Origin of the sequence: Sporosarcina sp. 6E9 (assembly GCF_017921835.1) — a bacterium.
Lineage (GTDB): Bacteria > Bacillota > Bacilli > Bacillales_A > Planococcaceae > Sporosarcina.
The window spans coordinates 1438722-1453710 of sequence record NZ_JAGEMN010000001.1; the positions used below are offsets into that span (position 1 = coordinate 1438722).

Below are 14989 nucleotides of genomic sequence, written 5' to 3' on the forward strand. Positions count from 1 at the left end.
TTTTGTTAAAAGAAAAAGCGTTGAATATCATTCCAAGTAACGACAAGCATCAAGAGCATTAATAGAATAATCCCGACAAAATGGACCATTCCTTCTTTTTGTTTATCGACTGGTTTTCCACGGACTGCTTCGAATAAAAAGAATAATAAACGACCACCATCAAGTGCTGGCAACGGAAGCAGATTCATAATACCCAGGTTTATACTTAAGATCGCTGCCCAGTTCATCAAGTTGAATACGCCGTACTTTGCCACTTCCTCAGTCGCTTTATATATACCGACCGGGCCTGATAGTGCATCAATCGTAAACTTCCCTGTTACGAGCATTCCAAGTAGTTCAAGGATTTTCGTGAACCATGACCAAGTCTGTTCAGCCCCGAATGCCACTGATTTCAATGCGTTTTTTTCAATAGGACTTGAATATAGAACTCCGATTTGACCAAATTCGCGGCCGGCTTCTTTTAATGTATCCGGAACCACTTGTAATTCGACTAGTGAATCATTACGTTCTACTGTAAACGACAACATTTCGCCCGGGCTTTCCTGAATAATTTCAGCGAATTCAGTCCAAGTCGTAATATCTTTATTATCAACCTTTTTTATCAGATCGCCATTCTGCATGCCAGCTTCATAAGCCGAACCTGTCGTTTGAACTTCCGTTATTATCGGTTCCATTGTAGGTACGCCTTGTAAAAGCCCTATGGCCATAAAAATGAAGAATGCAAGAATAAAGTTGAAGAGTGGTCCTGCAAAAATTGTCATCGTACGACTTCCGACAGATTTAGATTCAAACTGTCTGTCATAAGGCGCGATAAGCGTTTTTTGACCTTTTTCAATTATGACAGCTGTTCTGGATATATTATATCGAACGAGTTCGCCGTCCTCATCGTACCCTTCAATGAAAAGTTCTTTATCAAAATCAGATGACTCTGTTTCTAAGAATTGAATATTCGGATTTGCTACATTTTGATTTAAGTAGATTTTTTCGACCTCACCAGAATCGCCGATGTAAACTCCTACTCGGTAACCCGGCTGAAGTTCAACTGTATCAAAATCTTCTCCGGCCATGCGAACATATCCGCCAAATGGTAGTAAACGGATTGTGTATAATGTTTCCCCTTTGGTAATCCCGATAATTTTCGGTCCAAATCCAATTGCAAATTCACGAACCATTATCCCGGCCCTTTTTGCGAACAGAAAGTGCCCTAACTCATGGAAAAAAACGAGAGATCCAAATACGATTACAAAAGCAATTACGGTCTCCATACAAAACCACCTTCACTGGCCTATTGGCCGGATATAAAAAACATTTTCACTCACGTTTTCGCGTGATATTACTTTGTAGAATTAGTTAATCTAACATAGCATACACTATTTTTCGAGTGTGCGAATCAATTTCGGAAATCATTTCAAGATTTGGTTTTGAAATTGTCTTGTGTGCTTCCATTACACGTTCGACGATATTGTCGATTTCAAGAAACCCTATTTTACCTTGCATGAATAAACTCACAGCTACTTCATTGGCAGCATTCATCGCTGCCGGCATCGTGCCACCTTCTTTACCCGCTGCATAAGCAAGTGCAAGCGCCTTATAGCGAGTATGGTCAAGCTTCTCAAAATGAAGCTTTCCAATTTCCTCGAGGCGCAACGGTTTTGCATTTTGCATTGGGATTCGATCAGGATATGTCAATGCATATTGGATAGGGACTCTCATATCAGTTGATCCTAGTTGAGCCATGACACTCGTATCTTCAAATTCAACTAATGAATGTATGATACTTTCACGATGCAGAAGAACATCGATTTGTTCATAAGGAACACCGAATAAATGATGCGCCTCAATCACTTCAAGTCCTTTATTCATCATAGTGGCCGAATCAATTGTAAGTTTATTGCCCATCGACCAATTCGGATGTGCAAGAGCTTGTTCCACGGTAACCTCTGTTAACTCATCCCGTGTCAAATCCCTAAAACTTCCTCCAGATGCTGTCAAAATGAGTCTAGAGACAGTTTTAAGGTTTTCACCATTTAAAGCTTGAAAGAGTGCCGAGTGTTCGCTATCAACTGGTAGAAGTTGCACATCTTTTTTCCGCGCTTCCTCTAAAACCAGTTCGCCTGCGGCCACCAGCGTCTCTTTATTTGCAATTGCGATATTAATCTTCGAACGAATGGCTTCGATGGTCGGTTTAAGTCCGACACTGCCAATTACAGCATTAACTAAAACATCTGCACCAGTATGGGCAGCAACTTCGGTAAGTCCTTCTTTCCCATGAACGAAATCAATCGAAGGGAATTCGGTTTTCAGAAGTTCTGCATCCTCACGTTGAATGACCGATATTGTTTGCGGTTGAAATAAAGTAGCGTACTCCCGCACCTTGTCGATATTCATGCCCGCCGAAAATGATACAAGTTCAAATTTCTCGGGATTCGATTTTATTATATCAATTGTTTGGACGCCAATGGAGCCAGTAGCTCCTAACAAGCTAATTTTCTTCCTCATAATGTCACCCTTTCCGTTATGCTACGAATTGAAGAAAATGGAGCAGCGGTAAAACAAAAAGGAGACTGTCAAATCTATCAAGAATTCCTCCGTGCCCCGGAAGAAGACTTCCTGAATCCTTTACATTATAATTTCTTTTAATAGCTGATTCAACTAGATCACCTAGCTGACCTACCATAGATGCGATAAGGGTAACCACGATCAATATCCAATATGATGATGCAATCGGAATGAAGTAATGGAAAATACATGCTGAAATTATTGCGGCGATGATTCCGCCCAAAAATCCTTCAATTGTTTTATTAGGTGATATATCCGGCCATAACTTCAAGTTCCCAATTTTTCGCCCAACAAAATAGGCACCTGTATCTGTCGTCCAAATTACAATAAGTGCATAAAGTACATATTCAATTCCAAAGAGTCGAGTTTCGATAAAATAGTAAAATCCGATACCAATGTACAATGCTCCAAGTATTGAAAAAGCAGCGTGGTCAAATGTAAAACGATTTTTTACGATGACCGTATGAATTAATAGAAGTAATGTGACTGCAAAAGCTAGTTCAATTTTGGTATAGCCTACTGTATCGTAAAATTGTTGTTCATAAGCCGAAGGGATTAATAAAACTGCAAGTGCAACCCAGGTTAATACCCCAGGAATGGACACAAGTTTAATATTCCTCATTCGTAATATTTCATATAAACCAATCGTTGCAATTGCGTATATTACAAGCGTGAATGGCCATCCACCTATTATTACGAATGGAGTGAAAAATGCTAATGCGATTATTGCTGTTATAATTCTTTGTTTCAAGCGTCACCCTCCTCATTTACACTCCCAAAACGTCTATTTCGAGATTGGAATTCCTTGATCTCATTTATCATGCACAGTTCATCAAAATCAGGCCATAAGACGTCTGTAAATGAAAACTCGGCATAAGCAAGTTGCCACAACATAAAATTCGACAAACGGACTTCCCCGCTGGTGCGGATTAGTAAGTCTGGCTCTGGTAAATGAGCGGTCATTAAATTGTTGCCTATTAATGTCTCATCAATATCCTCTAATTCAATTTTACCTTCTGTTGCGAGTTTAGCAATTTCTTGCATACATTGAATTAGTTCAAGGCGACTTCCATAATTCATCGCAAAGTTTAATGTCATCCCATCGTTTTCAGCTGTTTCATCGATTGCCCGTTGGATAGCATTTTTTGTATGTTCAGGTAAAACATCAAAATTACCAATCATTTCAACTCTTACGTTTTGCTCGATTAGCTCAGGGAGGTAAGTACTTAAGAACTCTCCGGGAAGTTTCATTAGAAAATCAATTTCTAGTTTTGGGCGTTTCCAATTTTCAGTTGAAAATGCATAAAGTGTAAGTACCTTAATCCCTATATCATTTGCAACACGTGTAATTTTCCGAACCGTTTTCATGCCTTCGTGGTGACCAGCAATTCTAGGTAAATTACGCTTTTTTGCCCATCTGCCATTACCATCCATAATTATTGCCACATGAGCAGGGATATGCTTACTTTTAACACTTTCTAATTCTACCGAAATTAAGGGCTCGGTCTCCACATTTTTTTTTCGTATGAGCTTTCCTAGCATAATTTTTCCTCCACTCCACTACCATTTCAGAGCAAGCTAATTCTATACTACCAAAAATCCGTATCAAATACATTATTGAATTCTTGATAGATGTAAAAAAGACGCCCTGAAATAAGGACGTCTTAGAAAATAGAAAGTTCTTCTATCCCGCATTAACGAGCCGTAAGCCCACCCCAACACTTAAAGGTTTCAGGAAAACCACAAAAATTAATGGCGATGAACAGCACGTCAATGCCCGAATTGCTCAACTAACATCAATGAAGGTTAAGCCGCCATTGAACTAGTTTCACTGCTTCAGATTTCCATGATTTCATCTTCTTTAGCTTTTGCGAGATCGTCAATTTTTTTAATATAAGAATCCGTTAATTTTTGGATTTCATCACCATTGCGGTGAAGTTCATCTTCTGTTATTTCAGCATTTTTCTCAAGTTTTCTAAATTCTTCATTTGCATCTCGACGAACATTTCGAATTACCACTTTAGATTCTTCTGCTTCTTTTTTAACAGTCTTAACAATATCTTTTCGACGCTCTTCTGTTAATGCAGGGATCGCAAGACGAATAATCGTTCCATCATTAGATGGCGTAATTCCGATATCCGATTTCATGATTGCTTTTTCAATATCCCCAAGGGTTGTTTTGTCATAGGGTTGTATTGCAAGTAGACGTGCTTCTGGCACAGAAATACCTGCCATTTGATTAAGCGGAGTCGGTGCTCCGTAATAATCGACTGTGATTCTGTCAAGCAGTGAAGCATTAGCGCGCCCTGCACGGATTGAAGCTAATTCTCTTGAAAACGCTCCAATTGCATTATCCATTCTTTCTTTCGCTTGGTTCAAAACTGCGTTCGCCATTACAAATTCCTCCTGACGACCGTCCCGATGGGTTCACCGAGTACGGCTCTCTTTATATTTCCATTCTCCATAATTGAGAATACAACGAGTGGTATATCATTGTCCATACATAGGGTTGAAGCTGTTGAATCCATTACTTCAAGGCCTTGACTAATGACGTCTATATAGGATAATTCGGTATACTTAATTGCATTTTTATCGAGTAAAGGATCAGCAGAATAAACGCCGTCAACATTATTTTTCGCCATTAAAATAACGTCAGCTTCAATTTCCGCCGCACGAAGCGCTGCTGTTGTGTCTGTTGAGAAGTAAGGATTGCCTGTACCTGCTGCAAATATTACAACGCGTTTCTTTTCTAGATGTCTAATTGCTTTTCTACGTATGTATGGTTCAGCGACTTGTCTCATTTCAATAGAAGAAGATACACGACTTTGTACTCCTAGTTGTTCGAGGGAATCTTGAAGGGCTAGAGAATTCATAACTGTTGCGAGCATACCCATATAGTCGGCTGTTGCACGATCCATTCCCATTTCACTTCCGACCTTGCCGCGCCAAATGTTTCCACCGCCAACAACTACCGCAACTTCAACACCAAGCTCAGCAACTTCTTGTACCTGTTTAGCAACGTTTTTGATAACCTCCGGGGATAGACCGAAGCCTTTCTCACCTGCAAGTGCCTCACCGCTTAACTTCAAAACAATACGTTTATATTTTGGGATGCTCATAAGTACCTCCGTTTAATCAGTTTTCTTGAAAAAGAGGGAACACCACTTGTGTGTTCCCCATTCATTTATAACGCAGAATTGAAATACATTCTTCCAGAGAAGAATTGAAATACATTCTTCCTATCTGCTTATTTACCTTGTACTTGACTCATTACTTCGTCAGCAAAGTTTTCTTCGCGCTTTTCGATTCCTTCGCCAACTGCATAACGAACGAAATCTTTTAATGTTCCACCCGTTGATTTAACGAACGCTTTTACTTTTTGATCAGAGTCTTTTACAAACGCTTGATCAAGCAAGCAAATTTCTTCGAAATATTTACCGATACGGCCTTCAACCATTTTAGCAACAATGTTTTCAGGTTTACCTTCGTTTAATGCTTGCTCGGTAAGGATTTTCTTCTCGCGCTCAACTTCATCAGCTGGAACTTCGTCGCGTGAAATGTATTTCGGGTTTAGTGCAGCGATGTGCATTGCAACATCTTTAGCTGCTTCTTCGTTCGTTGAACCTTCAAGAACTACAAGTACAGCTATTGAACCACCCATGTGGAGGTATGGACCAAATGCATCATTGTCTGTTTTTGTACGGATCTCAAAACGGCGAAGTGTAATTTTTTCACCAATTTTAGCAACTGCATTAGAAATGTGTTCTGCAACAGTTAACCCATTTTCTAATTTCAATTCATGTGCTTCTTCAATTGTAGCTGGTTTAGCTTCAATAAGTTTTTCAGATAGCTCTTGCACTAACAATTGGAAAGATTCGTTTTTAACAACGAAGTCTGTTTCAGCATTTACTTCAAGAATAACGGCTTCATTTCCATTGATATGAATAGATGCAGTCCCTTCTGCAGCAATGCGGTCAGCTTTTGACGCAGCGCTTGATAATCCTTTTTCACGTAGAAAATCGATTGCTGCTTCCATATCTCCGTTTACCTCAGTTAGTGCTTTTTTGCAGTCCATCATACCTGCACCTGTTTTTTCACGTAATTCTTTAACCATTTGAGCTGTAATTTTTACTGTCATTTTTCCCATCCTCCAATAATGTGTCGTAAAATGAAACTTCAACCATTGGGGATTCTCCCCCAATGGCATTAGTTGAACCATTAGCGTGGAATTGTTTTTTCCGCAATACTACCTGTTATTGTGGGCCAATTCCTAAAAAAGACGATAAGGGGTTAGCTTATCGCCTGCTTCGAAAAATTACTCTACAGTTACTGTCTCTTCTGAGTTTTCTTCAGCTGGAGCTTCGTCTTCGCCTTGTCTTGATTCAATCAAAGCATCAGCCATTTTGCTCGTTAGTAGACGTACTGCACGAATTGCATCATCATTCGCTGGAATAATATAATCAATTTCGTCAGGGTCACAGTTTGTATCAACAATTCCAACGATAGGAATGTTCAACTTAATTGCTTCCGCAACCGCGATGCGTTCTTTACGCGGGTCAACAACAAACATAACATCTGGTAGTGATTTCATATCTCTAATTCCACCAAGGAATTTTTCTAGTCTTTCGTGTTCTTTATTTAATTGAACAACTTCTTTTTTAGGTAGGACTTCAAACGTACCGTCTTCTTCCATACGCTCGATTTTCTTCATACGCGCTACGCTCTTTTGAATTGTAGCGAAGTTAGTTAGTGTACCACCAAGCCAACGTTGGTTGATGTAATACATTCCTGAACGTTCTGCTTCTTCTTTAATTGCATCTTGTGCTTGTTTCTTCGTACCCACAAAAAGTACTTTCCCACCATCTTCACCAACTTGACGCATATATGCGTATGCTTCTTCAAGCATTTTCACCGTTTTTTGAAGATCGATAATGTAAATGCCGTTACGTTCTACAAAAATGAACTTCTTCATTTTTGGGTTCCAACGACGAGTTTGGTGTCCGAAATGAACACCTGCTTCTAGTAATTGCTTCATTGAGACTACTGCCATTTCTATTCCTCCTGTTTTGGTTTAAATTCCTCCGCGCAAATCATCCAGTGGAACAACCTTTCGGCACCATTCCAAAGTCCATGCACGTGTGTAGTAATACCATTTGCTAATATAACATATTGATTTGGACAATGCAACAATCGTTTATTTAATTCTATAATCAAAATAAAAAAGCTTTCCTCCCTTCATCGACCCAAGGAAGGAAGGCTTTTTTAAATTGTTGTCATTAGTTTTTTTGTTTTTCTAACTCTGCAAGGAATTTATTGTTAAGAACTTTAATATAAGTTCCTTTCATTCCTAGTGAACGGGATTCAATAACGCCAGCACTTTCAAGTTTACGAAGTGCGTTAACAATAACCGAACGTGTAATTCCTACACGGTCAGCAATTTTCGAAGCTACTAGTAGACCTTCTTCACCGTCTAGCTCTTTAAAGATATGCTCAATCGCTTCGTGTTCACTGTAAGATAGTGAGTTGATCGCCATTTGAACAACAGCTTTACTACGTGCTTCAACTTCAATTACTTCAGTTTTCTCGCGTAAAATTTCCATGCCTACAACAGTTGCGCCGTATTCAGCAAGAATTAGATCTTCATCTTGGAATTCTTGCGTCATTCTAGCAAGGATAAGCGTACCTAAGCGCTCTCCTCCGCCAACAATAGGAACGATTGTTGTTAAACCTTCACTGAACAGTTCTTTGTTCTCTATTGGGAATACAGTATATGCACTTTCAATATCCAAGTTCGAAGAAGTTTCGTTTACTTCGAAAAGTTTTTTCGTATATTCTTCAGGGAATTGACGGCTTTCAAACATATCTTTCATGCGCTCGTTTTCAATTTGTTGATGAATTTCAAATCCAAGTAATTTCCCTTTTCTGCTAACGATGAATGCGTTACATTCAATAACTTGACTAAGCTTTTCAGCCATTTCCTTAAAGTTGACTGCTTCTCCACCTGACTCTTGTAGCATTGCGTTAATCTTACGTGTTTTTAATAATAGTGACATTTTCATTCTTCCTCCTAAGTATAATGCTGATGCATTTATGGAATATTCTAAAGGTTTTCAATCATTAAATAAAGCGATTTGACTCATTTATAAAATATATTGTGACAAATCTTTGTTCTTTGCAATTTCTTGTAGCTTTTCTTCGACATATTTCGGCGTTATTTTTATCGTTGAAGGACCGATGTCAGCCGCTTCATATGAAACTTCTTCAAGCAGCTTTTCTAAAATCGTATGCAGACGTCTTGCACCGATATTTTCAGTGTTATCATTTACTTCAAATGCAATTTCCGCAATTTTGCTAACCGCTTCTTCCGTAAAGTCTAATATGACACCTTCTGTTTCCAATAACTTTTCATATTGACGTATCAATGAGAAGTCCGGTTCCTTCAATATGCGTTCAAAATCATTTTTCGATAATTTATCTAGTTCAACTCGTATCGGAAAACGACCTTGGAGTTCGGGGATAATATCAGAAGGCTTCGAGATATGAAAAGCACCTGCCGCGATGAATAAAATAAAATCCGTTTTCACCGCACCGTATTTCGTCGAAACGGTAGAGCCTTCTACAATTGGCAAGATATCGCGTTGGACGCCTTCACGCGACACATCGGCTGACGAGCCGCCGCTACCTTCGCTCCTTGCTATCTTGTCCATTTCATCAAGAAATATGATACCCGATTGCTCGGTTAACTCGATTGCATTTCTTGCGATTTCATCGTGGTCGATTAGCTTATCTGCTTCTTCCGATTCAAGTACAAGACGTGCATCTTTCACTTTCATTTTACGAACCGTTTTCTTTTTAGGCATTAGGGAAGAAAGCGCGTCTTGCATATTCGCACCCATTTGCTCCATTCCCGACCCTTGGAACGCATCGTAAAGCGATGGCTGTTGCTCAGTAACCTCGATTGTCACTGTCTCTTCTTCAAGTTCACCCGCTAATAAACTTTTTGCAATGTCAGCGCGCTTTTGTTTTACCTCAGCTTCTTTTTCACCGTCATGCTCCTCAACTTCTGGCTTTTGACCAAAGAGCATTTCAAATGGGTTTTGTCCGCTGCTTTGTTTCTTTTTACTAGGGACGATGAGTTTAATCAGTCTTTCATTCGCCAGCTTTGTTGCTTGTTCCCTGACTTCTTCGCGCTTCTCGGCACGAACAATTCGTATACCGGCCTCCGTTAAATCTCTAACCATTGACTCAACGTCACGACCAACATAACCGACTTCTGTAAACTTTGTTGCTTCCACTTTTAAAAAAGGTGCATTTACCAACTTGGCAATTCTTCTTGCAATTTCAGTTTTCCCTACTCCAGTTGGACCAATCATCAGAATGTTTTTAGGTATAATTTCATTTTTTTCTTCTTCAGTAAGAAGGCTTCGTCTAAATCGATTTCGAATCGCTACCGCTACCGCACGTTTGGCATTATCCTGTCCAATAATATAACGATCTAAATGTGCGGTAAGTTCTTTTGGCGTTAATTCTTCTCTTTTCGTCATTAAAGTACCTCCACAATAATCTGGTCATTTGTAAAGACGCAAATTTCGGCAGCTGTTTCCAGTGAAGCTTTGGCAATTTGTTCAGCCGACAAAGAATCTCCACTATACTTTTTCAGTGCTCGGCCTGCAGCAAGCGCATAATGTCCACCCGAACCAATAGCTAGAATACCGTCATCAGGTTCAATAACTTCTCCTGTACCTGAGACAAGAAGCAGTTCATCCTTATTCATCACGAGTAACATTGCTTCGAGTTTACGAAGCATCCGATCGCCTCGCCATTGTTTGGCAAGCTCTACAGCGGCACGTTGGAGATTGCCATTGTACTCGGTTAGTTTCCCTTCAAATAAATCGAATAAAGTGAAAGCGTCAGCAACTGATCCGGCAAAACCTGCAAGGACCTGCCCACCAAAAATTCTGCGCACTTTTTTTGCGGTATGTTTCATAACAACCGCGTTGCCGACTGTAACTTGGCCATCACCTGACATGGCGCATGCACCGTCATGGCGAATAGCAAATATCGTCGTTGCATGGAATTCCATAAAAACCATCCTCCCTATGCTCTCGGATGCGTATTCATATACGTCTTCCGTAAATGTTCCTTCGTTATATGTGTATATACCTGAGTTGAAGAAAGATGAGAATGCCCCAGTAATTCCTGTACCGAACGCATATCAGCACCATTTGATAATAAATGAGTTGCAAAAGTATGTCGTATCATATGCGGGTATATTTTAGAGTGAAGGGAAGCACGTTCCATAAGCGAAGTTAAAATATAGCGCACGCCGCGACCCGTAAGAGGATCACCACGTAAATTTACAAACAAAGTATTATGATCTTTCTTTTTCATCAATTTCGGGCGACTGATTTCGATATAGGCATTAATTGCATCTTCCGCAAAACTACCGAAGGGGATATAACGTTCTTTCTTACCCTTCCCCATTACTAGTACAATACCTAGGTGCGTATCAATGTCGCTTAATTGAATTGAAGTTAGCTCGCTTACTCTTATTCCAGTTGCATATAGCATTTCTAATAATGCATGATCCCTTAAGGATTTATTATCACTGCCTTCGCAAGCAGCAAATAAGTGTTTCATTTCATCTTCGTAAAAAAAGGCTGGAAGTCGCTCTTGTTTTTTTGGATGATAGAGAGATTTAAATGCATTATCAACAATCCCGTGTCTAGTGTTCGCAAATTTATAAAAAGAACGAACAGAAGATATTTTCCTCGAGATTGTTGCTCTGGATAAACCCTTGTCATAAAGTGTCGTTACATAAAGTCTCGCTTCTGAGTACGTGACATCGTTTAAATCTTCAATGCCTTCAACAATGATGAATGAAAAAAACTCTTCGATATCTTTTGTATATTCTGTTACTGTGTGTGATGAATAATTCCGTTCTAACATAACGTACGTAATATATTCATCAAGAACAGTTGAAGGTTGGACTGACATGCAATGGCCCCCTCGATGCAAACCTATTCTAGTATAACAAATTAATAATTAAAATGAATAATAATTTGCTTGACTTTTGGGAAAATTTTTCATCGTTTGTTTTATTGGTCAGCTACGAAACAGTAATGAGAATTATCCCCCAATTGGCAAGATGCGGACTAATTTCTAAATTCGGAAGTGTCCATTGCCTACTATACAATAGATGTCTATAATTCATCAACTATAACACTTACTAGATTGTCGTTTATTGTCGAATGCCTTTAATCCTTCGCACAAAAAAGAGGAGCAGGCGCCCCTCACATTTTGCAAGATTCCTATTGTAAATCCTCTTTATACTCGCATTCAGTACACTGTATGTTAACACCTTTTTTGGATTTCTTTTCGATTAGCGTATTGTCACATTTTGGACAAGGTCTGGCAACCGGCTTATCCCATGATACATATTCGCATTCCGGATAGCGGTCGCAACCATAAAAAATACGTCTGGTTTTACTTCTCCGTTCGACAACTTGACCCTCTTTACAGGTAGGACACGGAACCCCGATTGGTTTCATAATGGCTTTTGTATTCCGACAATCCGGAAAACCAGAACAGGCCATAAACTTTCCATATCGACCAAGTTTATAAACCATCGGCTCGCCGCATTTCTCGCAATCTTCACCTGCAGGTTCATCTTTAATTTCGATTTTTTCCATTTCAGCATCCGCAAACTGAACATGTTTTTCAAAGTCTTTATAAAATTTGTCGATTACGTTAACCCATTTCTTATTTCCTTCTTCAACATCATCAAGTTCTTTCTCCATTTCCGCAGTAAACTCAACATCAATAATATCCGGGAAAAATTCGTTTACAGCATTATGCACAATGCCACCGAGTTCAGTCGGTATAAAGCGTTTCGCATCTAGTGTAACATATCCACGTCTTTGTAACGTATCAAGTGTTGGCGCAAATGTCGATGGTCGACCTATTCCCAACTCTTCTAATGTACGGACGAGACGGGCCTCTGTATACCTCGGAGGCGGCTGCGTAAAGTGCTGAGTCGGCTCAATCTCTTCATATTTTATATGATCACCTTTTTCAAGCGGAGGCAATATCCTGTCTTTCTCTTCCTTTTTATCGTCATCGCCTTCGACATACACTTTCATAAATCCTTCAAACTTCACTTGGGATCCAGTGGCACGAAAACGAACATCACCGTTTACTAAGTCCACCCTCACTGTATCAAGAACTGCTGGCGCCATTTGACTCGCGACTAGACGTTCCCAAATCAACTTGTATAAACGTAGCTGGTCCCTCGTTAAGTACGCCTTCATCGCTGCCGGCGGACGCATTACAGAAGTAGGACGTATTGCTTCGTGAGCATCTTGTGTGTTCGACTTAGTCTTTTTAGCGGCGGCTTTAGCTGTTGCTAGATATTCATTTCCATATGTGGTTTCAATGAATGATTTCGCCTCTTCAACAGCACTGTCTGCAATCCGAGAAGAATCTGTTCTCATATATGTGATTAACCCGACGTTTCCTTCTTTGCCAATTTTTATACCCTCGTATAATTGCTGTGCAATCATCATTGTTTTACGTGCCCGGAAATTTAGTTTTCGCGCTGCTTCTTGTTGCAAAGAGGATGTCGTGAATGGTAATGCTGGATTACGCCTACGTTCTCTTTTTACAACATCTGCAACTTCAAAACTATCTCCTTCAATCTTTCCTAGTACCTTGTCAACTTCTTCTTTGTTGGATAGCTCAAGTTTTTTCTTCGCATCTCCAAAGAAAGCTGCCTCGAATACTGATTTGCCTTTTCCGAATTGACCAGAAATGCTCCAGTATTCTACTGGTTCAAACACATTGATTTCATTTTCCCGGTCAATGATTAAGCGAAGTGCAACCGACTGAACACGGCCGGCTGAAAGCCCTTTCTTCACTTTTTTCCAAAGTATCGGACTGATATTATAGCCTACCAGACGATCTAAAATTCTTCGCGCTTGTTGTGAATCGACTAAATCCATATCTATTGGACGCGGGTTTTTAAATGAAGCCTTAATCGCATCCTTCGTTATTTCGTTGAAAACGACTCGACACTCTGATTCAATGTCCACACCAAGTTGATGTGCTAAGTGCCAGGCAATCGCTTCCCCTTCTCTGTCGGGGTCAGCCGCGAGATAAATTTTCTTGACTTTTTTTGCATCTTTCTTTAATTCTTGCAGGATTGGGCCTTTACCACGAATCGTAATATATTTCGGTTCATAATTATTTTCGGTATCGACACCCATTTGACTTTTTGGAAGATCTCTCAAATGACCTAGTGATGCTCTAACTTTATATTTTTTCCCTAGATAGCGTTCAATCGTTTTAGCTTTAGCTGGGGATTCTACTATTACTAAATAATCTGCCATATAATTTTTCCCCCTTATAGAGGTTTTGTATTTATTCCACAATAGAATATCTGTTGCAAAATGTATACTAGATTTCAAATAAAAGCAAATTATCCAGTATAATTTCTTGTTTGTTAAGTTTGATTAAGTAGCGAACTAACGACTTGAAAACCATTCCACAATGGCCTTGCACCTTCATCAATCAGCATATTGGGGCCTTCTGAAAGGCTTGACATGACAGACCCTGGCACTGCAAAAATGTGTTTCCCATGGTCAAGCGCATGTTCAACTGTACTCATCGTTCCGCTCTTACTTGCGGATTCAGTTACAATGACTGCATCCGACAAACCACTAATGATACGGTTTCGCATTGGGAATGTCCATTTTTCTGGTTTAACGTATGAAGGATATTCTGAAATAAGTAGATGATTTTTACTAATTTCATTCGCCAATTCTTTATTTTCATATGGATATAGATGAAATAATCCATGCCCGAGTACAGCAATCGTCTTTCCGCCATAAAAAATTGCAGCTTTGTGAGCCATCGCATCTGCACCTTTTGCAAGTCCAGACACAATAACAGTACGATTCGCCACTAGCGGTGGAACGATGAGTGATATCGCATTTTTCGAATAAACGGTTGCTTTACGAGACCCGATAATAGCCACCTTGAACCTTTCAGCCAATATCGATATGTCGCCTTTTGTATACAATATAGTCGGGGGATCTATCAATTCTAATAATGTTTTCGGGTATAAGGAATGTGTGAAAGGAATTGGGGTTATTCCATGCTGTTTATAAAGTAAATCATAGGGAGTAGAGACGTTTTTCAGGAAATTTTCCTTTAAGTAGACCGCTTTTTCAATCTTTATCCGGAGTAAGAATGCCAGTCGTTCCGCCGAATATGTATGAAGTTTTTCAAGATTGGGGTCAATCTCATATAAAGCATTCAATCGATTTTTCGGAACTGGAAAGAGATAATGCAATGCCAATAACCTTTTTTCTCCATCTGTTAATTTCACTCGCACGCCTCCCAATTAATAACTAAAAAAAGCGCAGTGTAT

General features: G+C 39.6%; 14 protein-coding genes. All 14 read right to left on the minus strand.

Annotated features, from left to right (window positions below; all coding sequences use genetic code 11):
* Positions 1-5: 5 nt before the first annotated feature.
* Positions 6-1265 carry an RIP metalloprotease RseP gene (gene rseP, locus J4G36_RS07490; RefSeq protein WP_210469405.1) on the minus strand — a complete coding sequence of 420 codons (1260 nt, stop codon included), beginning with the start codon at positions 1263-1265 and terminating at the stop codon, positions 6-8.
* Between the two features lie 85 nt (positions 1266-1350).
* Entirely contained in the window at positions 1351-2499 is a 1149-nt protein-coding gene (locus J4G36_RS07495) for a 1-deoxy-D-xylulose-5-phosphate reductoisomerase (RefSeq protein WP_210469406.1), read from the minus strand.
* A gap of 16 nt (positions 2500-2515) precedes the next feature.
* Complete coding sequence (locus J4G36_RS07500) at positions 2516-3310, minus strand: phosphatidate cytidylyltransferase (protein ID WP_210469407.1); 795 nt, start codon at positions 3308-3310, stop codon at positions 2516-2518.
* Positions 3307-4101 (minus strand): undecaprenyl pyrophosphate synthase, encoded by a 795-nt coding sequence (locus J4G36_RS07505; RefSeq protein WP_210469408.1) that lies wholly within the window; start codon positions 4099-4101, stop codon positions 3307-3309. The genes J4G36_RS07500 and J4G36_RS07505 overlap by 4 nt, the downstream gene beginning before the upstream one ends.
* 294 nt (positions 4102-4395) lie before the next feature.
* Positions 4396-4953: a ribosome recycling factor gene (gene frr / locus J4G36_RS07510; RefSeq protein ID WP_210469409.1), complete on the minus strand. Its 558-nt coding sequence runs from the start codon at positions 4951-4953 to the stop codon at positions 4396-4398.
* Positions 4953-5678 carry a UMP kinase gene (pyrH, locus tag J4G36_RS07515; protein ID WP_210469410.1) on the minus strand — a complete coding sequence of 242 codons (726 nt, stop codon included), beginning with the start codon at positions 5676-5678 and terminating at the stop codon, positions 4953-4955. Before pyrH ends, frr begins: the two co-directional genes overlap by 1 nt.
* A 128-nt stretch (positions 5679-5806) precedes the next feature.
* Positions 5807-6697, minus strand: a complete 891-nt coding sequence (tsf, locus tag J4G36_RS07520) for a translation elongation factor Ts (protein WP_210469411.1) — start codon at positions 6695-6697, stop codon at positions 5807-5809.
* Between the two features lie 177 nt (positions 6698-6874).
* Positions 6875-7609, minus strand: coding sequence for a 30S ribosomal protein S2 (gene rpsB / locus J4G36_RS07525; RefSeq protein WP_210469412.1), 735 nt, complete (start codon positions 7607-7609; stop codon positions 6875-6877).
* Between the two features lie 226 nt (positions 7610-7835).
* Complete coding sequence (codY, locus tag J4G36_RS07530; RefSeq protein ID WP_210469413.1) at positions 7836-8612, minus strand: GTP-sensing pleiotropic transcriptional regulator CodY; 777 nt, start codon at positions 8610-8612, stop codon at positions 7836-7838.
* 87 nt (positions 8613-8699) lie between these two features.
* Complete coding sequence (gene hslU, locus J4G36_RS07535; RefSeq protein ID WP_210469414.1) at positions 8700-10103, minus strand: ATP-dependent protease ATPase subunit HslU; 1404 nt, start codon at positions 10101-10103, stop codon at positions 8700-8702.
* Positions 10103-10642 (minus strand): ATP-dependent protease subunit HslV, encoded by a 540-nt coding sequence (gene hslV / locus J4G36_RS07540; protein WP_210469415.1) that lies wholly within the window; start codon positions 10640-10642, stop codon positions 10103-10105. The genes hslU and hslV overlap by 1 nt, the downstream gene beginning before the upstream one ends.
* A gap of 14 nt (positions 10643-10656) precedes the next feature.
* Entirely contained in the window at positions 10657-11556 is a 900-nt protein-coding gene (gene xerC / locus J4G36_RS07545) for a tyrosine recombinase XerC (RefSeq protein ID WP_210469416.1), read from the minus strand.
* A 314-nt stretch (positions 11557-11870) separates the two neighbouring features.
* Positions 11871-13946 (minus strand): type I DNA topoisomerase, encoded by a 2076-nt coding sequence (gene topA, locus J4G36_RS07550; protein WP_210469417.1) that lies wholly within the window; start codon positions 13944-13946, stop codon positions 11871-11873.
* Positions 13947-14059: 113 nt separating this feature from the next.
* Positions 14060-14947, minus strand: a complete 888-nt coding sequence (dprA, locus tag J4G36_RS07555; RefSeq protein ID WP_210469418.1) for a DNA-processing protein DprA — start codon at positions 14945-14947, stop codon at positions 14060-14062.
* Between the last annotated feature and the right edge of the window lie 42 nt (positions 14948-14989).

Excerpts from the sequence above, each read along its gene's own strand:
- rseP (WP_210469405.1), bottom strand. The coding sequence starts at position 1,265 with ATGGAGACCGTAATTGCTTTTGTAATCGTATTTGGATCTCTCGTTTTT.
- J4G36_RS07495 (WP_210469406.1), bottom strand. The coding sequence starts at position 2,499 with ATGAGGAAGAAAATTAGCTTGTTAGGAGCTACTGGCTCCATTGGCGTC.
- J4G36_RS07505 (WP_210469408.1), bottom strand. The coding sequence starts at position 4,101 with ATGCTAGGAAAGCTCATACGAAAAAAAAATGTGGAGACCGAGCCCTTA.
- frr (WP_210469409.1), bottom strand. The coding sequence starts at position 4,953 with ATGGCGAACGCAGTTTTGAACCAAGCGAAAGAAAGAATGGATAATGCA.
- pyrH (WP_210469410.1), bottom strand. The coding sequence starts at position 5,678 with ATGAGCATCCCAAAATATAAACGTATTGTTTTGAAGTTAAGCGGTGAG.
- tsf (WP_210469411.1), bottom strand. The coding sequence starts at position 6,697 with ATGACAGTAAAAATTACAGCTCAAATGGTTAAAGAATTACGTGAAAAA.
- rpsB (WP_210469412.1), bottom strand. The coding sequence starts at position 7,609 with ATGGCAGTAGTCTCAATGAAGCAATTACTAGAAGCAGGTGTTCATTTC.
- codY (WP_210469413.1), bottom strand. The coding sequence starts at position 8,612 with ATGTCACTATTATTAAAAACACGTAAGATTAACGCAATGCTACAAGAG.
- hslU (WP_210469414.1), bottom strand. The coding sequence starts at position 10,103 with ATGACGAAAAGAGAAGAATTAACGCCAAAAGAACTTACCGCACATTTA.
- hslV (WP_210469415.1), bottom strand. The coding sequence starts at position 10,642 with ATGGAATTCCATGCAACGACGATATTTGCTATTCGCCATGACGGTGCA.
- xerC (WP_210469416.1), bottom strand. The coding sequence starts at position 11,556 with ATGTCAGTCCAACCTTCAACTGTTCTTGATGAATATATTACGTACGTT.
- topA (WP_210469417.1), bottom strand. The coding sequence starts at position 13,946 with ATGGCAGATTATTTAGTAATAGTAGAATCCCCAGCTAAAGCTAAAACG.